This window comes from Flagellimonas halotolerans (genome assembly GCF_035818535.1).
Classification (GTDB): Bacteria; Bacteroidota; Bacteroidia; order Flavobacteriales; family Flavobacteriaceae; genus Flagellimonas; species Flagellimonas halotolerans.
This window is the reverse complement of record NZ_JAYKYV010000006.1, coordinates 43021-63625: the sequence shown is the minus strand read 5'-3', so window position 1 is coordinate 63625 and position 20605 is coordinate 43021. Positions and strand designations below refer to the sequence as shown.

General features: G+C 43.0%; 21 protein-coding genes. 13 read left to right on the top strand and 8 right to left on the bottom strand.

Translation table 11 applies throughout. The annotated features are described in order from the left end of the window. Positions 1 to 130: 130 nt before the first annotated feature. Positions 131 to 1192, top strand: a complete 1062-nt coding sequence (locus VM932_RS08775) for a Gfo/Idh/MocA family protein (RefSeq protein WP_326278452.1) — start codon at positions 131 to 133, stop codon at positions 1190 to 1192. Between the two features lie 72 nt (positions 1193 to 1264). Next, a complete protein-coding gene (locus VM932_RS08770) occupies positions 1265 to 1450 on the top strand; it encodes a GIY-YIG nuclease family protein (protein ID WP_326278450.1) in 186 nt (61 codons plus the stop codon). Positions 1451 to 1741: 291 nt separating this feature from the next. Here VM932_RS08770 and VM932_RS08765 read toward each other — a convergent pair whose 3' ends face one another. From VM932_RS08765 to VM932_RS08755, 3 genes are read right to left on the bottom strand one after another with little or no spacing between them, the layout of a single operon-like run. Continuing rightward, a complete protein-coding gene (locus VM932_RS08765; protein WP_326278449.1) occupies positions 1742 to 3283 on the bottom strand; it encodes an acyl-CoA carboxylase subunit beta in 1542 nt (513 codons plus the stop codon). 5 nt (positions 3284 to 3288) lie between these two features. Then, on the bottom strand, positions 3289 to 4731 hold the full coding sequence (accC, locus tag VM932_RS08760) for an acetyl-CoA carboxylase biotin carboxylase subunit (protein ID WP_326278448.1): 1443 nt from the start codon (positions 4729 to 4731) through the stop codon (positions 3289 to 3291). A 6-nt stretch (positions 4732 to 4737) separates the two neighbouring features. Further along, a complete protein-coding gene (locus VM932_RS08755) occupies positions 4738 to 5223 on the bottom strand; it encodes a biotin/lipoyl-containing protein (protein WP_326278447.1) in 486 nt (161 codons plus the stop codon). A 193-nt stretch (positions 5224 to 5416) separates the two neighbouring features. Between VM932_RS08755 and udk the strand changes: the two genes are divergently transcribed. The 11 genes from udk (at position 5417) to VM932_RS08700 (ending at position 15753) form a co-directional block, all read left to right on the top strand. Then, positions 5417 to 6025 (top strand): uridine kinase, encoded by a 609-nt coding sequence (udk, locus tag VM932_RS08750; protein WP_326278446.1) that lies wholly within the window; start codon positions 5417 to 5419, stop codon positions 6023 to 6025. Between the two features lies 1 nt (position 6026). Continuing rightward, the gene (locus VM932_RS08745) at positions 6027 to 6359 is read left to right on the top strand and encodes an FtsB family cell division protein (protein ID WP_326278445.1); all 333 of its coding nucleotides are present in this window, start codon (positions 6027 to 6029) and stop codon (positions 6357 to 6359) included. Then, positions 6352 to 7737: a methylmalonyl-CoA mutase subunit beta gene (locus VM932_RS08740; protein WP_326278444.1), complete on the top strand. Its 1386-nt coding sequence runs from the start codon at positions 6352 to 6354 to the stop codon at positions 7735 to 7737. The genes VM932_RS08745 and VM932_RS08740 overlap by 8 nt, the downstream gene beginning before the upstream one ends. Then, entirely contained in the window at positions 7730 to 9838 is a 2109-nt protein-coding gene (gene scpA, locus VM932_RS08735) for a methylmalonyl-CoA mutase (protein WP_326278442.1), read from the top strand. Before VM932_RS08740 ends, scpA begins: the two co-directional genes overlap by 8 nt. Positions 9839 to 9972: 134 nt before the next feature. Further along, a complete protein-coding gene (locus VM932_RS08730) occupies positions 9973 to 10746 on the top strand; it encodes a ParA family protein (protein WP_326278440.1) in 774 nt (257 codons plus the stop codon). Then, positions 10747 to 11652: a ParB/RepB/Spo0J family partition protein gene (locus tag VM932_RS08725; protein ID WP_326278439.1), complete on the top strand. Its 906-nt coding sequence runs from the start codon at positions 10747 to 10749 to the stop codon at positions 11650 to 11652. Beyond that, the gene (locus VM932_RS08720) at positions 11645 to 12301 is read left to right on the top strand and encodes a DUF5683 domain-containing protein (protein ID WP_326278437.1); all 657 of its coding nucleotides are present in this window, start codon (positions 11645 to 11647) and stop codon (positions 12299 to 12301) included. Before VM932_RS08725 ends, VM932_RS08720 begins: the two co-directional genes overlap by 8 nt. Positions 12302 to 12304: 3 nt before the next feature. Then, positions 12305 to 13006 (top strand): 4-hydroxy-tetrahydrodipicolinate reductase, encoded by a 702-nt coding sequence (gene dapB, locus VM932_RS08715; protein WP_326278435.1) that lies wholly within the window; start codon positions 12305 to 12307, stop codon positions 13004 to 13006. A 50-nt stretch (positions 13007 to 13056) separates the two neighbouring features. Then, positions 13057 to 14796, top strand: a complete 1740-nt coding sequence (gene lepB, locus VM932_RS08710) for a signal peptidase I (protein ID WP_326278434.1) — start codon at positions 13057 to 13059, stop codon at positions 14794 to 14796. Between the two features lie 23 nt (positions 14797 to 14819). Then, complete coding sequence (locus tag VM932_RS08705; protein WP_326278433.1) at positions 14820 to 15452, top strand: WbqC family protein; 633 nt, start codon at positions 14820 to 14822, stop codon at positions 15450 to 15452. After that, positions 15445 to 15753 (top strand): DUF6122 family protein, encoded by a 309-nt coding sequence (locus tag VM932_RS08700; RefSeq protein ID WP_326278431.1) that lies wholly within the window; start codon positions 15445 to 15447, stop codon positions 15751 to 15753. The genes VM932_RS08705 and VM932_RS08700 overlap by 8 nt, the downstream gene beginning before the upstream one ends. On the opposite strand, the gene VM932_RS08695 is transcribed toward VM932_RS08700, so the two are convergent. From VM932_RS08695 to VM932_RS08675, 5 genes are read right to left on the bottom strand one after another with little or no spacing between them, the layout of a single operon-like run. Further along, positions 15742 to 16746, bottom strand: coding sequence for an endonuclease/exonuclease/phosphatase family protein (locus VM932_RS08695; RefSeq protein ID WP_487309604.1), 1005 nt, complete (start codon positions 16744 to 16746; stop codon positions 15742 to 15744). The genes VM932_RS08700 and VM932_RS08695 overlap by 12 nt on opposite strands. 36 nt (positions 16747 to 16782) lie before the next feature. Then, a complete protein-coding gene (locus tag VM932_RS08690; RefSeq protein WP_326278428.1) occupies positions 16783 to 17646 on the bottom strand; it encodes a rhomboid family intramembrane serine protease in 864 nt (287 codons plus the stop codon). A 3-nt stretch (positions 17647 to 17649) separates the two neighbouring features. Next, the gene (locus tag VM932_RS08685; protein WP_326278427.1) at positions 17650 to 18384 is read right to left on the bottom strand and encodes a rhomboid family intramembrane serine protease; all 735 of its coding nucleotides are present in this window, start codon (positions 18382 to 18384) and stop codon (positions 17650 to 17652) included. After that, positions 18385 to 20235 carry a DNA mismatch repair endonuclease MutL gene (gene mutL / locus VM932_RS08680; protein ID WP_326278426.1) on the bottom strand — a complete coding sequence of 617 codons (1851 nt, stop codon included), beginning with the start codon at positions 20233 to 20235 and terminating at the stop codon, positions 18385 to 18387. Further along, positions 20235 to 20519, bottom strand: coding sequence for a hypothetical protein (locus tag VM932_RS08675; RefSeq protein ID WP_014031601.1), 285 nt, complete (start codon positions 20517 to 20519; stop codon positions 20235 to 20237). The genes mutL and VM932_RS08675 overlap by 1 nt, the downstream gene beginning before the upstream one ends. Between the last annotated feature and the right edge of the window lie 86 nt (positions 20520 to 20605).

The following is a 20605-nucleotide window of genomic DNA, read 5'->3' as shown; positions in this document are numbered from 1 at the left end:
AGGTTTAATGATAAGAAAACATATCCAACGTTGTAGTTTGAGATTATTGATGGTCCAAGGGAATATCTCCTTCCAAATCTGTTCAAAAAAAAACAGATAACCTTATCTTTAAAGCTAAATTAACTAGGCAATGAAACAATTAAAAACCTTAGTGGTCGGATGCGGCAATATGGGAACTTCCCATGCCCGTGCTTACCACCAGTTAGATGGATTTGAAATAGTGGGATTGGTAAGTCGTGGCGCCAAAAGCAGGGAACGCCTTTCCGAAGAATTAGATGGAACACCTACCTTTTCGGATTATGCCGAAGCATTAAAAACGACCCAACCCGATGTGGTTTCCATTAACACATACCCAGACACGCATTACAATTATGTAAAAACGGCCCTTGAGGCCAATGCCCATGTTTTCGTAGAAAAACCGTTGGCTTTGACCGTGGAAGAAGCACAAACACTGGTTGATCTTTCCCAAAAGCAGGATCGCAAAATGGTTGTGGGCTATATTTTGCGCGTACACCCTACCTGGACCAAGTTTACAGAAATGGCGCAGACCTTGGGCAAACCCCTGGTGATGCGAATGAACCTAAACCAACAAAGCTCGGGGGAACAATGGTACACCCACAAACAGTTAATGCAATCCATGTCTCCCATTGTGGACTGTGGTGTACATTATGTGGATGTCATGTGTTCCATGACGCGCTCCAAACCCATTAGCGTTTCTGCCATTGGTGCCCATTTGTCTGATGAAGTAGATTCCAAAATGTACAATTACGGACAGCTACAGGTACGATTTGAAGATGGTTCCGTGGGTTGGTACGAAGCAGGCTGGGGGCCTATGATGAGCGAAACTGCATTTTTTATCAAGGATGTTATCGGCCCAAAAGGTTGTGTATCCATTAGTGATGCTGACAAGGGTGCATCTGAAGATATTGAAGGACATACCAAAACGGGAAGTCTAAAATTACACCATAGCGAGCTCGATGCCAATGGTAATTTCACCAAAAAAGATGAAATCATTAGCACAGCAGATGAACCCGACCATGACGGGCTTTGTTTACTGGAACAAAAATACCTATTGGACGCCATTGTAAATAACCGCGACCTGACCCATCATTTAAATGATGCCGTCAACAGTCTTAAGATTGTGCTGGCTGCGGATGAATCCGTTAAAACGGGGAAGACAGTAATGTTATAAGCTAAATTGTCAGGTCGAGCGCCCGCCTGCTAGACGGGCAGGCAGTCGAGACCCATTTTAAAATACTTTGCTATGTTTGGTGTCAGATCGAGCGCAGTCGAGACCCGCCAAATCATGAACCTATACTTTGTTTACATACTAAAGTGTGCCGACGGACTAACTTATACTGGAATCACGGATAATATAGACCGAAGGTTGTCAGAGCATCAAAACGGAACTGATAAAACAGCTTTCACTTACCGAAGAAGACCTGTTTAACTTATCTTTCAACAAGAATTCAATGATGTTTTGCAAGCCATCTATTTTGAAAAGAAAATCAAGAAGTGGAATGCTAAAAAGAAGTTTGCCCTTGCAGCCGGTGATTTAGACCTTTTACAAATATTGTCAGAGTGAAGAAATGCTACGCACCACAAGTTTAATCCAAACCAAGATTGAGGTCTCGACTGCGCTCGACCTGACATTACAGAACTAGTTCAGATTTAGGTTTTTGTGAAAATTGGTGGAATTCGTGTCAAGCCTTTGACCTTTGACCCCTTCACCTTTCCAACATTACAACGGAATATTCCCGTGCTTCTTCCAAGGGGTTTGCACGGCTTTTTTCTCCAACATGGCAAAAGTCTTCAATAATTTGCTTCGGGTATCTTTTGGCAGAATCACCTCATCGATAAACCCACGTTTGGCCGCTCTGTACGGATTCGCAAACTTATCCGCATACTCCGCTTCCTTTTCCTTTAGTTTGGCCTCGGGATCGGCGGCGGCGGCTATTTCCTTTCTAAAAATAATTTCACTAGCACCCTTCGCCCCCATTACCGCAATTTCGGCACTCGGCCAAGCAAAGTTAAAATCGGCACCAATATGCTTGGAGTTCATTACATCGTAAGCACCGCCATAGGCTTTACGGGTAATTACGGTAACTCGTGGCACGGTCGCTTCACTCAGGGCATAGAGTAATTTTGCCCCGTGCATAATAATGCCGCTCCACTCTTGGTCAGTTCCCGGCAAAAATCCAGGAACATCAACCAAAACCAACAATGGAATATTGAAAGAATCACAAAAACGGGTAAAACGCGCTGCTTTTCTGGAGCTGTTCACATCCAAAACCCCTGCAAGAAACATGGGCTGATTGGCAATGATTCCGATACTTTTGCCTCCAAGTCGGGCAAAACCGGTAATAATGTTTTCCGCATAATCCTTGTGAATTTCATAAAACGAATCGGCATCAATGATTCCGCCTATAACATCATGCATATCGTAGGGCTTGTTGGGATTGTCGGGCACAATACCAGACAATTCATCCCTCGTTTCATCACCAAGTTCATAAGGCAACAATGGCGTAGTTTCCTTATTGTTTTGGGGCAGATAATTCAACAAGTTTCGAATATCATCCAAGCAAGTAGCATCGTTATTGGAAGTTTTATGGGCTACTCCTGATTTTACCGCGTGGGTACTGGCTCCTCCCAGCTCTTCCGAGGTCACGGTTTCGTTGGTTACCGTTTTTACCACATTGGGTCCGGTAACGAACATATAGCTGGTTTCCTCCACCATAATAATGAAATCCGTCATCGCAGGCGAATACACAGCTCCACCGGCACAAGGGCCCATAATAGCAGAAATCTGTGGAATTACCCCTGATGCTTGCACGTTGCGGTAAAAAATATCGGCATATCCCCCTAATGACCTCACTCCTTCCTGAATTCGGGCACCCCCAGAATCGTTGAGACCGATTACGGGCGCTCCCACTTTCATGGCCAAATCCATCACCTTACATATTTTTTCGGCATGGGTTTCGGAAAGCGCTCCTCCGAAAACGGTGAAATCCTGGGCATATACATACACCAATCTTCCGTTTACGGTTCCATAGCCCGTTACTACCCCATCACCATAATACATTTCCTTGTCCATACCAAAATCGGTGGTGCGGTGGGTCACCAAAATGCCCATTTCTTCAAAAGAGCCTTCATCCAAAAAGTAAAGTACCCTTTCGCGAGCCGTCAACTTTTTCTTTTGATGTTGTTTTTCGATACGTTTTTCGCCTCCACCCAAATGGGCTTGTGCTATTTTTTCTTGTAGTGCTTTTATTTTGGGGTCCATAGGATTCAATTTGAAGGTAATCGTACTATTTTCTTGTCTTCCAGAAATTGATAAAGGGCTATCATGGCGGCGACCTCTGCTCCGTTGGCCGTTTGCTGCTTGATTTTTTCCGGAGAATAATAATTCTTCACAAAATGGGTGTCAAAACCACCTGACCGGAACGCTTCATGTGCAAACACAAAACTTCCGAAAGGCAGGGTGGTCCGCACCCCTTTCACTTTATACTTTTGAATGGCATCGAGCATCAACTCTATGGCCTCCTCGCGGGTTTTACCGTAGGTAATGAGCTTGGACAGCATGGGGTCGTAGTAAATGGGGACATCCATTCCTTCCTTAAAGCCATTGTCCACCCTAATCCCTTCACCAACGGGCAATTGATAGGCTTCGAGATTTCCCACACTGGGCAAAAAATCGTTCAGCGGGTCTTCGGCATACACGCGAAGTTCCACCGCATGACCATTGATTTTCAAGTCCTCCTGTTTTATTGGGAGTTCCTCGCCACGGGCCACTTTTATCTGTAATTCCACCAAGTCCACCCCCGTGATCAATTCGGTAACGGGGTGTTCCACTTGCAGGCGAGTATTCATCTCCAAAAAGTAGAAATTGAGGTCGGCATCCATCAAAAACTCGACGGTACCTGCTCCAACATAATCACAAGATTTGGCCACTTTGCACGCTGCAATGCCCATTTCTTCCCGCAATTCCGGGGTTAAAATGGCAGAAGGCGCCTCTTCCACCACTTTTTGGTGGCGACGTTGCACACTACATTCCCTTTCAAAAAAATGGAGGACATTACCGTGAGTATCGGCCATGACCTGTACTTCGATGTGCCTTGGTGATTTCACATATTTCTCCACAAAAACGGAACCATCGCCAAAGGCGGAAGTGGCCTCGCTAATGGCTCTTTTCATACCCGATTCAAGGTCTTCCGCCTTTTCTACAATCCGCATTCCTTTACCCCCACCACCGGCAGAGGCTTTTATCAATATCGGGTAACCTACTTCATTCGCAATCCCGTGGGCCTTGGCCACGTCGGAAATCGCTTCGTCAATACCGGGCACCATGGGAATATCATAAGCCTTAACAGCTTCTTTGGCCGCCAATTTGCTGCCCATGATCCGAATGGCCTTGGATTTTGGCCCAATAAAAGTGATGCCGCTTTTTTCCACCGCTTCGGCAAAATCAGCGTTTTCACTTAAAAAGCCATAGCCCGGATGAATTCCATCAACTTGACGTTCTTTGGCCACCCCGATAATTTTGTCCCCTCGCAAATACGATTGGCTGGAAGGTGCTTCGCCAATACAGACCGCTTCGTCAGCAAATTGTACGTGGGGGGCATTCCTGTCCGCTTCAGAAAACACGGCAACAGTCTTTATGCCCATCTTTTTTACGGTTTTCATAACCCTTACCGCAATTTCGCCACGATTGGCAATCAATATTTTTTTCATGGTGTTCTATTGAAATTCAATCAACAATTGTTTCTTGTCAACGGCATCACCTTGTGATACTCTTATTTTTTTGATAACGCCGTTTCTCGGAGAGGTAATAATGTTTTCCATTTTCATGGCTTCCAGAATCAATAGTTGCTCTTCTTCTTCAACTTCCTGACCTTCCTCCACCAAAATATCCAAAATCAATCCTGGCATAGGTGCGGATATATAATCTATGTTTTTACTGCCATTGGTAGCGAAGCCCATTTTTTGGATAAGTTCATCCAAAGGGGTTTGGATTAAGGTTTGGTATTCCCTTCCGTTAACACTTATGGTGTAGGTTCCATTATTAAAATCGGAACCTAAAATTTTTATATGGTACGATCCTCCATCCTTTAAAAGATGAAAGGCATCAGCACCAGTTTTGATCAAATCCAACGAAGAAATGGTGTCCTTGGAAAGTTTAAAGTCAAAGTCATCGCCAACCTTGACCGTATAAGTATCATTCATATATAAAATTTCCATTGGTTAGCTTGATAAATATAAGGGTAATGCATTAAAATCACACAAAGCTAAACGCTTAAACTGGCTAGAATCATGACATTGATCATTCATTTTTTGATTGTGGATTGCCAATTATGTTGTATCGTTATTAAGCGGTAGATATAATCATTTGTTTATTTTTGATGATAAATTTTGAACTATGCTGATTCTAGGGATTGCTGGTGGCACAGGGTGCGGAAAAACAACGGTAGTAAACCAAATTGTGGAGCAATTGCCCGAAAACGAGGTAGGTGTGATTTCGCAGGATTCCTACTACAACGACCTTTCCCATATGAGCCGGGAAGAGAGGGCCAAAATTAATTTTGACCACCCCAATTCCATTGATTTTGACCTATTGATTAAGCATATTGACCAATTAAGGGCAGGTAAGACCGTGGACACTCCTATTTATTCCTTTGTAGAGGAAACCCGAATGAAGGAAACCGTGCCTACGCCACCGCGAAAAGTGATGATTGTGGAAGGGATTTTGGTGTTGAGCAATCCCAAATTAAGGGATATGTTCGACATAAAAATATTTGTTCATGCAGATTCGGACGAGCGTTTGATTCGAAGGTTACAGCGGGACACGCAGGAACGGGGCCACGATTTGAACAAGGTACTCACTCGATACCAGACCGCGGTAAAACCCATGCACCTTCAATTTATTGAACCCTCGAAGGAGTTTGCGGACATCATTATACCAAACAACCGCTACAATACGGTTGCCGTGGATGTTGTAAGGACCATCATCAACAATAATCTTACGTAAGATGGCCCTAAAAGAGTTGAGGAAAAAGAAATGGTTCAAGATTATGACCAACACCTATATTTTGGTCCTGACCATTTTTGTGATTTGGATGGCCTTTTTTGACACCAATTCCCTAATGATTCATTTGGAACTGGAAAACGAAATAGATAAGTTGGAAAAGGAGAAGGAGTTTCTGAAAAGTGAAATCGCCAAGGATAAGGAGATTTTGGAAAAGATGTCGGATAAGAAAGAGTTGGAAAAGCTTGCCCGTGAAAAATATTACATGAAAAAGGAGAATGAAGAAATATTCCTGATTGAATATGAAGATAGCCTAAAGAACAAACAAGATGAGTAACACTGGTCTATTTAACGAATTTCCTGAGGTTTCCGCCAAACAGTGGAAACAAAAAATCCAGATGGACCTCAAAGGTGACGATTACAACGAAACCTTGGTTTGGGAATCTTTGGAGGGCATCAATGTCAAACCTTTTTATCATCAAGAAGACATTGCGGACATTCCTTCCTTTTCACTCCCCAAAGACCATGATTGGTCGGTAGGCCAATCAATGTATGTGGGGGATGCCAAAAAAGCCAACACAAAGGCTCAAGAAATACTCGAAAAAGGGGTGGAGAGCATAGTTTTCACTATTCCCAATGAGAAAATTGACTTCGAAACCTTGTTCTCGGGCATCAATCTAGAGACGGTGCTGCTTTACTTCAATTTTGAGTTTTTGGCCCTGGAACCTGTCGAAAAATTAGTTTCACTTCTAAAAGGCAAAAAAGCAAAGGCCCATTTGAACATCGACATCATTGGACATTTGGCCAAAGATGGCAACTGGTACCATAAATTGGAAAAGGACCATAAGCTATTGACTGAATTGGTTTCACTAGGCACTTCGGACATATCAATTACTGGAGTTGACCTGTCCCTCTATCAAAATGCAGGTGCCAACATGGTGCAGCAATTGGCCTACGGTTTGGCTCACGCCAATGAATATCTGAACCAATTTGTTCCTTCGAGCGGAGTCGGGAAGTCACTCCCAATTACCTTTAAAGTTGCCGTTGGCAGCAACTATTTCTTTGAAATGGCCAAGGTTAAAGCGTTGCGATGGCTTTGGAACAGTTTGGCATCCGAATACGACATTCAAGGTAAGTGCAACATTTTGGCCATACCCTCTAAGCGCAACAAAACCTTATACGATTACAACGTGAATATGCTCCGTACTACATCAGAGTCCATGTCGGCGGTTTTGGGCGGAGCGGATACCGTTTGTAATTTGGCCTACGATGCCATTTACCATAAAGACAACGAGTTTGGAGAACGAATTGCACGTAACCAACTGTTACTTTTAAAAGAAGAATCCTATCTGGCCAGAGCTTCACAAATTTCTGAAGGCACCTATTACATTGAATCACTTACCAATCAACTGGCAGAAAAGGCCTTGGTCCTTTTTAAACAGATTGAAAAGGCCGGCGGTTTTTTGGATAGTTTGAAAAAAGGCATGGTGCAGCGTAAAATAAAGGAAAGTGCGGACAAGGAGCAACAGCTTTTTGATAAAGGAAAGATTATTTCTCTTGGCACCAACAAATACCAAAATCCGCAAGACCGCATGAAGGACGAATTGGAACTCTACCCCTTTGTGAAAACCATGGCAAGGAAAACCATTATTGAGCCCATTATTGAAAAAAGATTGGCCGAAGCATCCGAACAAAAAAGATTGAACGATGAGTAGAAAAGACCTTCAACATTTGGAATTAAGTTCAGAGTTCGGAGTTCAGGGTACAGAGTTGGAGAATACCCATAACCCAAAAACCATAACTCATAACTATGGCCATACCAACTTTGCTGCGGGCATATCTCCATTTTTACGGGGGCCCTACTCCACCATGTACGTTAGCAGGCCTTGGACCATACGTCAATACGCAGGGTTTTCAACTGCCGAGGAAAGCAATGCGTTTTACCGAAGAAATTTGGAGGCGGGCCAAAAAGGACTTTCCGTGGCCTTTGACCTCCCCACGCACCGTGGTTACGACTCGGACAACGACCGAGTAGTCGGGGATGTGGGCAAGGCAGGGGTAGCCATAGATTCCGTTGAGGACATGAAAATCTTGTTCAATGGTATTCCTTTGGACAAAATGTCCGTTTCCATGACGATGAACGGGGCGGTAATCCCCATTATGGCCTTTTACATTGTGGCAGGATTGGAGCAAGGTGTGTCCATGGAACAACTTTCCGGAACCATCCAAAACGATATTTTAAAGGAATTTATGGTTCGGAACACCTATATTTATCCTCCTACCCCTTCCATGCAGATCGTGGCGGATATTTTTGAGTTTACCAGTAAACATATGCCGCGGTTCAACAGCATCAGTATCTCTGGTTACCACATGCACGAGGCAGGGGCACCTGCATCCATGGAGTTAGCCTATACTTTGGCCGATGGAATCGAATACATCCGAACAGGAATTAAAGCAGGCCTTAAAATTGATGAGTTCGCTCCAAGACTTTCCTTTTTCTGGGGTATTGGGATGAATCACTTCGCTGAAATTGCAAAAATGAGAGCCGGACGCATGCTATGGGCCAAGTTGGTACAACAATTCAACCCTTCAAATCCAAAATCGTTGATGCTCCGTACCCATAGCCAAACCAGTGGATGGAGCTTAACGGAGCAAGATCCTTTCAACAATGTGGCCAGAACCACCATTGAGGCCATGGCGGCAGTTTTTGGCGGTACCCAGAGCTTACATACAAATGCATTGGACGAAGCGATTGCGCTACCTACGGATTTTTCAGCGAGAATCGCACGAAATACGCAAATCTATCTCCAACAGGAAACACACATCACAAAAACGGTAGACCCGTGGGCAGGAAGCCATAAAGTGGAACAATTGACCCACGAAATTGCCGAAAATGCCTGGGAATTGATTGAAGAGGTTGAAAAATTGGGCGGGATGACGAAGGCCATTGAAAAAGGCATCCCCAAAATGCGCATTGAAGAGGCCGCAGCCAAAAAGCAGGCCCGTATTGATAGTGGACAGGACATTATTGTTGGTGTGAACAAATACAGATTGGACAACGAGGACGACCTTCAAATTTTGGAAGTGGACAATGCCAAGGTACGCAAGCAACAAATGGTCCGCTTGGACCAAATACGAAGCAGCAGGGATTCCAAAGCCGTGGAAAAATCGCTCGAAGAAATACGTGTCGCTTCTAAAAAGGCCATGGAAAATAACTCCGCCCGTGGAAATTTGTTAGCTTTAGCCATAGAAGCGGCCAAACAGCGTGCTACCCTTGGTGAGATCAGCGACGCCATGGAAAGTGCCTTTGGACGCTATAGAGCAAAAATTCAATCTTTTACCGGAGTGTATTCCAAAGAAATCAAAAACGACGAAAGTTTTGAAAAGGCCCGTAAATTGGCCGATGCCTTTGCCGAGCAAGAAGGCCGCAGACCTCGTATTATGGTTGCCAAAATGGGTCAGGATGGACACGACCGCGGTGCCAAAGTGGTCGCCACCGGTTATGCCGATCTAGGTTTTGATGTGGATATTGGGCCCTTGTTCCAAACCCCTGCCGAAGTAGCCAAGCAAGCTGTGGAAAACGATGTTCATGTGTTGGGTATTTCTTCACTCGCCGGAGGACACAAAACTTTGGTTCCCGAAGTAATTCAGGAATTGAAAAAATACGGTCGGGAAGACATTATGGTCATTGTTGGAGGTGTAATTCCAAAGCAAGATTATGACCATCTGCTAAAAAATGGTGCCATAGCGGTTTTTGGACCAGGCACAAAAATTGCGGATGCTGCCACGGAAATACTTAACATTTTGTTAGATTGACAATCATAACACACTATAGGGCAAAACTTTAACTTTCTTTAACGCAGAATGCAAGGGTTATTCACCCTCTGTTAACAAATTACATTTTATCGCATCCTAAATAATCGTATTTTTAGCACCTAACTTACTATGAAATGGGCAAGATTATTGCAATTGCAAACCAAAAGGGCGGTGTAGGCAAAACTACTACTACGGTGAACCTTGCGGCCTCCTTAGGTGTATTGGAAAAAAAGGTATTACTGATCGATGCCGACCCCCAAGCCAATGCAACATCAGGTTTAGGTGTTGATGTTGACTCTATCGAAAAAGGTACATATCAACTTTTGGAACATACCATGAGTGTGGATGAAGTAACCATTAAAACAGATTCCCCAAATGTGGATTTGGTACCCGCACACATCGACCTTGTTGCCATCGAGATTGAATTGGTGGACAAGGACAATAGGGAGTACATGATGAAAGAAGCCCTCAAAAATTTGGGCGACAGGTATGATTTTGTACTGATAGATTGCGCTCCATCTTTGGGATTGTTGACCTTGAACGCACTTACCGCTGCCGATTCCGTGATGATACCAATACAATGTGAGTATTTTGCCTTGGAGGGCCTTGGCAAACTTTTGAACACCGTAAAGAGTGTTCAAAAAATACACAACAACGATTTGGATATCGAGGGAATGCTCTTGACGATGTACGATTCCAGATTACGCCTTTCCAACCAAGTTGTGGAAGAAGTGAAAAAACACTTCGCGGATATGGTCTTTGACACCATCATCCAAAGAAACGTCAGGTTAAGTGAAGCCCCAAGTTACGGGGAAAGTATCATAAAATATGATGCGAGCAGCAAAGGTGCTTCCAATTATCTTAACTTGGCCAACGAAATTTTGAAGAAAAACAAGGAGAAAGTTTAAATGGCGAAAGCAACAAAAAAACAGGCACTGGGAAGAGGCCTGTCCGCTCTTTTAAATGATCCGGAAAACGATATTAAATCAGTTTCGGATAAAAATGCGGATAAGGTAATAGGCAATGTAGTGGAACTGGATATCAATTCCATTGAGGTAAACCCATTTCAGCCACGTTCCAATTTTAACGACGAAAACCTTGAAGAATTGGCCAGTTCCATTCGTGAATTGGGCATCATACAACCGATAACGGTTAGGAAGCTGGATTTCAATAAATTCCAATTGGTTTCCGGTGAACGTAGGTTCCGGGCATCGAAATTGGTCGGATTGGAGACCATTCCGGCCTATATCCGAATTGCCAATGATCAAGAGTCCTTGGAGATGGCCTTGGTGGAGAACATCCAAAGGCAAGATCTCGACCCCATCGAAATTGCACTTTCGTACCAAAGACTTATCGACGAGATACAAATCACCCAAGAAAAATTGAGCGATCGTGTTGGTAAAAAACGTTCCACCATCACCAATTATTTGCGCTTGCTCAAATTGGACCCCATTATCCAAACCGGAATGCGGGACGGTTTCATCAGTATGGGGCACGGCAGGGCGCTTATCAACATCGATAAGAAAAAGGAACAGATCGCCATCTATGAAAAAGTAGTTTCCGAGGGTTTGTCCGTAAGAGCCACCGAACAGTTGGTAAAAGCCCATAAAGAACCTAAGGGTTCTAGCTCCGAAAAGAAGAAGGGTAAATCGGATGTTCCCGAGTTTGTTTCCAATAGTTTGGACTCCATCAAGGAACGGCTCGCCACAAAGGTGGACATCACCACATCAAAAAACGGAAAAGGAAAAATTGTGATACCCTTTCATTCGGAAGAAGATTTTAAGCGTATCAAAAAATTGTTGACAGGTGAATAAAAACCTCCTTTTATTGTTCTTTGCTTTTTTGTTGTCTCTCACAGGGTTTTCTCAGGAAGAAAAGGAAAAAGAAAGCAAAAAACAGCCCCAACAAACCAAAGAGGTGGATTCTCTTTCACAAAATATGAAAGGGGAAGGCGTTACTTTTGAAGAGGTTACTAAAAAGGAGAACATCAACCCCCTTGCACCCAGTAAGGCTGCTTTTTATTCGGCAATTCTCCCAGGCCTTGGACAAATTTACAACAAACGCTATTGGAAGGCTCCCATAGTTTGGGGTGCCATTGGAACAGGCATCTATGTTTATTCCTATAACAACACTGAATATCGTAGGGCAAGAAACGCTTTCAAGCGCCGACTTGCAGGTTTTGAAGACGACGAATTCTGGGATTTGAACAGCGATGGAAGCGGACCGGATCTAACTTCGGAAGCGCTCCAGGAAGCACAGGAAAACACACAAAGGGACAGGGATTTGGCCTTGGTTATAACCATTGCGCTCTATGCCTTGAACATTATAGATGCCAATGTGGACTCGCACTTAAAGCAATATAATGTAAGTGATGATCTGGCAGTAGACTTCAACCCTTATTTAGATATAAACCCCTTTACCAATCGGCCAAACTACGGTATGGCCATGGTGATAAAATTTTAATGTATGAAGATTGGTCTGTTTGGATATGGCAAAATGGGAAAGATGATAGAGCAGATTGCTCAGGACAGAGGCCATTCCATTGTAGCAAAAATTGATGACCCTTCACAAGATGTAGAATATGCCTCTATGGATGTTGCCATTGATTTTAGTACACCCGAGGCTGCTTTTGGTAATATCACCAACTGTTTTAAAAACAAGGTTCCCGTAATCAGCGGTACAACGGGATGGTTGGATAAATTTTCCGAAGCCATCAAAATTTGTGAAGAACATAAAAGTGCTTTTATCTACGCCTCCAATTTTAGTTTGGGGGTCAATATTTTTTTTGAACTCAATAAACATCTTGCCAAAATGATGGATGGATCGGGGCAATACAAGGTTTCCATGGAAGAAATCCATCACACCCAAAAATTGGATGCGCCCAGTGGAACCGCCATTACCCTTGCCGAGGGAATAATTGAACACACCCCCTACGAAAACTGGAAATTGGAACAATCGGGAGATAAAATCATCCCTATAAAATCCATCAGGGAAGGTATGGTTCCTGGAACGCACAGTATTTCTTATAAAAGTTCGGTGGACACTATTGAGATAAAACACGAAGCACACAACAGGGAAGGTTTTGCTCTGGGAGCAGTTATTGCATCGGAATGGATACATGGAAAAACAGGTGTTTTTTCCATGAAAGATGTGTTAAACCTAAGCTAAAAAACGTAACAAGAATTTAGACCCAGGGTCTAACAAAGAAACTTTTTTATATGGACGGTACACAATGGATCATTTTTATCCTGATCATTCAGGTTATCCATTTCTTGGGAACGTGGAAACTCTACGTTAAGGCAGGCAGAAAACCATGGGAAGCCGCCATACCTATTTATAATGGCATTGTTTTGATGAAAATCATCAATAGACCATGGTGGTGGGTGCTTTTGTTGTTCATTCCGATCATCAATTTATTGATGTTCCCCGTAGTTTGGGTGGAAACCATCCGCAGTTTTGGAAAGAACTCGCTTGTAGATACTTGGCTGGTCATCCTTACCCTTGGCCTTTACATTTATTACCTTAATTATGCGGAGGACGTACAGTACATTGAAGACCGCAGCCTAAAACCTAAAACGGGATTGGGCGAATGGGTAAGCTCCATTGTATTTGCCGTTGTAGCTGCAACCTTTGTCCACACCTATTTTATTCAACCCTACGTAATTCCAACGGGATCATTAGAGCGCACTTTGCGGGTCGGCGACTTCTTGTTTGTGAGCAAATTCCATTACGGTGCACGAGTGCCCATGACCACCTTGGCGGCGCCAATGGTCCATGACACCCTTCCCATACTCAAAACAAGATCATACCTAGCTGACGTTGATCCGGAAACTCACAAAACTTCTTGGATAAACAAATTGCAACTTCCATATATGCGTTTGCCCGGTTTTGAAAAAGTGGAGAAGAACGACATCGTTGTCTTTAGCTTGCCCGCTGATACTCTGTATCAATTCTTTAAGGCACAAAAGGCAGTTATAAAACCTATCGACAAAAAATCAAACTACGTAAAACGATGTGTGGGAACCCCTGGGGATTCATTGGAAGTAATCAATGGATATGTGCACATCAACGGTGAGCAGCTTCAACTTTCGGACAGGGCAAAACCCATGTATATGTATGACATTTATGCTAAAAATGGGGTGTCCAGTAAATACTTGGAGGATGTTGATGCTTCCGACTACGTTCGTAAATATATTGCCACCAACATCAATGAATCCCAATATAATGGGTTGGCGCCATACATTTCCGGTGCAAGACCAACGGACGATGGCAAAATTGAGCTTTACACACAGGAAAATGGTATTCCAACCGATGTTATTCGTCAATTGCGGCTTTCGCTCACCGAGGAAAAACCCCGCTCCCGGATGGCCAACCTCACCAGTGAAATGGTTGATGCCCTTAGGAGCAATCCTGCAATAGACTCAGTGGTACAGACCATAGAACCCAAAGGGGAATATGGCGGTGCTTTCCCACAAAAACCCTCCCTCTACCCTTGGAACAACGATAACTTTGGACCGATTTATATTCCTAAGAAAGGAACCACGGTGGAAATCAATTCGAGAACTATTCCGTTGTACAAAAAAATCATCCGCGATTACGAGCACAACGAAGTAAAAGTAACAGGAAACAAAGTGCTCATCAACGGAAAGGAAGCCGATTCCTACACTTTTAAACAAGATTATTATTGGATGATGGGTGACAATCGTGACCACTCCGAAGATAGTAGGACATGGGGGTATGTTCCTGCCGACCACATTGTGGGCAAGCCTGTTTTCCTTTGGATGAGCTTTGACAACTTTAGACAAGGAATCGCCAATTGGAGAGTTCGTTGGGACCGTGTATTTACTACCGTTGGCGGAAGCGGCGAACCTGTATCCTATTTCTGGTATTTCATCGGGCTTTTGGCAGCTTGGTTCATTTTTGATTTCTTCCGTAAGAAAAAGAAGAGCAAAGCATAGATAACCGTTAATTACATTGTTCTTTGAAAATACTCGTACATCCCTCTTATTTTCCAAGTATTGCCACTTTTGCGGCCATTGTGCAGCATGAAGTGGTTTGGGAGGCCCATGATAATTTTCAGAAGCAGACGTACAGAAACCGCTGTTATATTTCCACAGATAAGGGCAAGCACATGCTCAACGTCCCCATTAAGCACGTTGGTGGCCAAGAAGGTCGACAAAAATATGTTGATGTAGGCACGGAGAACAGTTATAACTGGAAAAAAGAACATTGGCGTACTTTGGAAACTGCATACAGGACCTCACCATTTTTTGAATTTTATGAGGATGAGCTAAGACCCCTTTACGAAGACTCTGAAGACTCCCTTTACGACTTCAATTTAAAAACCATAGAAACAATTGCAGATTGTATTGGGCTGGCAATCCCAACACAAAAATCCGAAAAATACGAAGTGTCACCAGCAACGCTTTTTGATGCTCGGTTTTTGGTAGAAGCAAAAAAGGAAAGGAATTGGAATATGGGATCTTATGCCCAAGTATTTGAGGAACGCCACGGATTCATCCCAAATTTAAGTGTACTGGACCTCCTGTTCAACGAGGGCACCAACACGCTCAGTTACCTAAAAAGTCTATCTTTGGATTTAAAACATGCTTAGGCATCTACTCCATTACGGCATACACTTTTTAATCCCTATTTTGATAGCCATTTGGTTTTTCAAGGACCATAGAATCAAAGTGGCATTAATACTGTTGGCGGGAATTATCATCGATGTAGATCACCTTTGGGCCACTCCTCTGTTTGATACCAACCGTTGTAGCATTGGTTTTCATACACTACACAGTTATTGGGCAATAGCCATCTACTGCATTTTGCCATTTTTTAAACCCACACGAATAATTGGATTGGCCTTGATCATCCACATTTTTGCGGATACATTGGATTGCCTACTCATGTGAGCTGAAGCGCAAAGTGGCCATAATAGGATAGTGATCGGACAATCGGTCATCAAAATTTTGATGGGAAAGCACTTCAAACTCAGAATCGGCCAATATATAATCGATACGCAATGGAATCTTCCAAAAATCATAAGTACGGCCAAAGCCCTTGCCCTTTTCCAAAAAAGTATCTTGCAAATCTCCCTTTACAATTTTGTAGATGTTGGAAAACTGTGTATTGTTAAAATCACCACAAGCTATATTGGTATAAGGGCTGTTTTCAAAATGTTCCCTAAATATTTCCGCCTGCTCCAACTGCTTCGAAAATGTATGGACCAATCTTTTATATGTTCTCTCCGATTTTTCCCCATCTGAAAAATTATCGGCACTGGGTCTTATTTTAAACGATTGCAAATGAAGATTGTATACTCTTATAGTATCCTTGTGAAAGACAATATCCGCATAAATAATATTATTTATAGTGCCTGGCAAATCCAAAGAACCATTATTTACAATCGGATACTTCGAAAATATAGCTTGAATTGTCCTTTTTTTGACATAAGGCGTCTCACTTCTATAGGGGTACTGTTTTAACTGACGATGACGTGTTCTGGCGTGCTCCTGTATACAAAGAATATCAGGGTCTTGCTTCTTAATAAATTGGACAATGCTATCTCCAACACCAGGCTCTTTCATCCAACCATTTTTGTTGAACCCCCACACATTATAGGACATGATTTTTAAGTCGGATGATTCTTTTTGAGGAACGTCGTTGTTGCCCAATCCATAAAAAGGTCCAAACATTAAATAACCAAGAACAATCGCAACCAAGGAAAGAACAAGCTGTCTTTTTAGTTTGATGCCCCAGTAAACAAGGAATAAGATATTAAGTGCAAAAAGAAAGGGAACAACTAAACTTAGAACAGATAAGGCCGAAACAATCTGGAACGGCATATAGGATAGTATGCCGGTGATTATCAATAAAACCGCAACTAACACATTGATTGCATACACAATCCTATCAATTATCGAGGTAGCTTTTTTCACGGTCTAATCTTCCTTACCGGCCTTAAACAAAAAGTCCTTTTCCTGCTTGGACAAACTCTCGTAGCCAGACTTGCTGATTTTATCCAAAATGGAATCTATCTTTTTTTGTTTGGCTTGTTTATCGTAATCTACTTTGCTTTTTGATGCCGCTTTTTTCTTATAGACCGTCTTCATGGGGGCCTTTCTTTCTCTAGGTTTAAAAAGGTCTACGATTGAATTTCTCAATTTGGTAAAACCAGCACCGATATCATTGCCTTTAAACAGTTGCCTAGCATACATATACCCCAAAAAAGCACCTCCCAAATGGGCCATTCCCCCACCAATGTTGTCGCCCATACCAATGAGTACCAAATCCTTTACCACCAAAGCAACCCCGATATACCATAGTTTGATGTTGAAGAAAATAACACGAACTTCTTGATTGGGAATATAGGCACAAACAAAAATGAGCACAGCGTTTACACCTGCAGATGCTCCGATTAAAGCTGTATTGGAATTGACCAAGGTTGGAAAAACATTATAGCTGAGCAGAAATACCAACCCACCCAATATCAATCCTAAAAAGTAGACGTTGATAAAGCGTTGGGCATCAAAAAGGTTCAAAAAGATTCGACTGGCAAAGTAAAGTACGATCATATTCCAAAAAATATGACCGAAGCCTGCATGGAAAAATGAATATGTGACCAAAGACCACGGTTGTGCCAAAAATTCAAAGAAATCCTTCGGCAAATGGAACCAATGCGAAAAGGATTGACCCAGTAACGCTCCGGATAGACCATCCAACAAAAACAACAGTACGTTTACCGCTATAAGTTTCTCTGCAATACTAAGCCTCGCAAATTGATATCGTAGCCCACCGTTCATCATAAGTTAATCCCACCGATTACTGTTGAACTGGTTCTTTTTCCAGTACCACATCATTATAAAACCAATTAAAGCACCGCCAATGTGTGCAAAATGTGCCACCCCTGTATTAACATTGCCTATTCCAAAAATAAGGTCAACGGCAATAAGAATCGGCACAAAGTACTTCGCCTTTATCGGTACGGGCAAAAAGATAAGCATCAGTTTGGCCTCCGAATACATAAATGCAAAAGCCACCAAAATACCGTAAATAGCCCCCGATGCCCCAACTGCTGGGGTGTTGAAAGCTGTCAACATACTATCCACCGTACTCTTCCCAACAATATCGTACCAACCGGGGCTATACTGCCCGTTGGCCAAAATATCCAAAATCTGTGTACGGGCAATACCTGCACCTTCCAAAGCACTCATTCCTTCGTTGAAAAGGAAATAATTCACCCCGGTATGCAATGCGGCAGAACCCAATCCTGCCGAAAAATAGAAGAAAATAAACTTGTTTTTGCCCCAAATACGCTCCAAAGGCGTACCAAAGGCCCAAAGCGCGTACATATTAAAAAGGATATGCATAAAGTTACCATGCATAAACATGTGGGTTACCACCTGCCACCATTCAAAATTGGAATTCTTGGGAAACCAAAGTGACATCCATTGGTACATTTGGTCTCCGTATAATTGTGTGGCAAGAAACATGATCACGTTAATGATCAAAATATGCTTTACTGCCTCGGTAAGTCTACCCATTTAATTAAATTTTTTATCTATATCCCCTTCCGAGATAATGGTATATGTTATTTTTTGAAAAGGGCTCAAATTGGGCTCCTTGCACGCAAAAAGGTTGTTCACCAAGGTCAATTGCGATTCTTGGTCCAACACATCGCCAGTTCTTACGGCCAAATTCCCACTTAATGCCTTGGCCAACATTTCGGCCTGCGAAATGGAGCCATCGGCATAACCCTCCATATAATCTGAAATTAAGCGATCCAATACCGTGCCAATCCCACTCTCGGGAACCATCATGGGTACGCCTGTCACTTTTACAGTTTCCTCCTCCAAACTCTGGAATGCAAAACCAATGTTTGTCAGACTTTCTTTGATTTCCTTGAGCACCGCCAATTCCTGTTTATTAAAGGTCAGTTCCAAAGGAAACAGCAATTGTTGGCTCACACCCTCTTTTACGGTAATCTCGCCCAAAAATTTCTCAAAAAGGATACGCTCGTGGGCCCTATTTTGATGAATGACCAACATCCCGGATTTTACCGTGCTTACCACATATTTTCGGCGCAATTGAAACGTACTGGCCAAATGTTCCTCGACACCTTCGCCAGGATATAAAGTGCCCTGCCCCTCGCCCTCGGACTCAATGACCAGACTACTAAATTCTTGGTGATCGCTTTGAGTGCCAAGACCTTCATATAAATCCTCCCAACCCTTGGTACTTGGTTTACGGAGACCACTTCCACCATTGCTTCTCTTGAGAGTTGATTCTTCAAAAGGGTTAAACGTGGCGTCCACCGTTACTTTGGGCAACACTGCACCCTTCTCTTTGTAGGAATAGGGCGTGTCCAAATTGGGATCGTGATCAAAATCCAATACAGGGGCCACGTTGAACTGTCCCAAGCTATGCTTAATGGTTGACCTTAAAATGGCATACAAGGTGTTCTCATCATCAAACTTTACCTCTGTTTTTGTGGGATGGATGTTGATATCGATGGAAGATGGATCCACATCCAAAAACAAAAAATAACCAGGGTAGGTGTCGGATTTTATCAACCCCTCAAAAGCAGCTACCACGGCGTGATGCAAATAAGGACTTTTGATATAACGGTCGTTGGCAAAAAAGAACTGCTCTCCCCTGCTCTTTTTGGCAAACTCCGGTTTACAGATGAAACCAGATACTTTCACCACTTCGGTTTCTTCGTTTACCGGTACCAAACGGTGCTCCATTTTACTGCCAAAGATGTGCACAATTCGTTGGCGGTGCTTTGTGCTGGGCAGGTTAAAAATCTCAGAGCCGTTATTGTAAAAATGGAACTCAATATTGGGATGTACCAAGGCTACCCTATGAAACTCGTCGGTAATATGGCGAAGCTCCACTTGGTTCGATTTCAAAAAGTTCCGTCTTGCTGGAATATTAAAAAACAGGTTTTTGACGGATATTGAAGTTCCCTTTGGAGTCGCTACAACTTCTTGGGAAACAATCTTGCTGCCTTCAATCTTAAGATGGGTTCCCACCTCATTGGACGAGGTTCTGGTTTGCATATCCACATGGGCAATTGCGGCAATGGAGGCCAAGGCCTCTCCCCGAAAACCTTTGGTTTCCAGATTGAACAGGTCCTGCGCCGATGATATTTTGGAAGTCGCATGCCGTTCAAAAGACAATCGGGCATCCGTTTCGCTCATACCAACACCATCGTCAACCACCTGGATAAGTGCTTTGCCACCATCTTTAACAATAAGTTTTATAGAAGTTGAACCTGCATCAATGGCATTTTCCAAAAGTTCCTTTACAACGGAAGCGGGTCGTTGGACCACCTCCCCTGCAGCTATTTGGTTAGCGACATGGTCCGGTAAAAGTTTGATGATATCCGCCATTATGGATTCAGGAATATTGATAGATCAAAATCGATGATAAACAGGAACAGCAACACCAAAACGGCCACAATAATCCAAAAACGAAGCTTTAAATTTTTATCCCCTTCGGTCTGTAAATCATCAACCGCAGAAGTCAACTTATTCTTGAGCCCCCTTGTAGAATGTGCCGTACTTCGAAATTTATCGAGTTTGTGCTCAATTTTATAAGGATTCCCCTCTCCCTTGTAATATCTGGGGGAGTAATCGAAGCTCTTATTTTTCCTAAGTTTTAAAGGGTTTCGCATGGTATCCTTATCGCTGTAGCCTCAAAGGTACTCAAAATAGAAAAAAAGGGTTGGGCGTTTGTCCCAAAAAATGTTAACAGCTAACC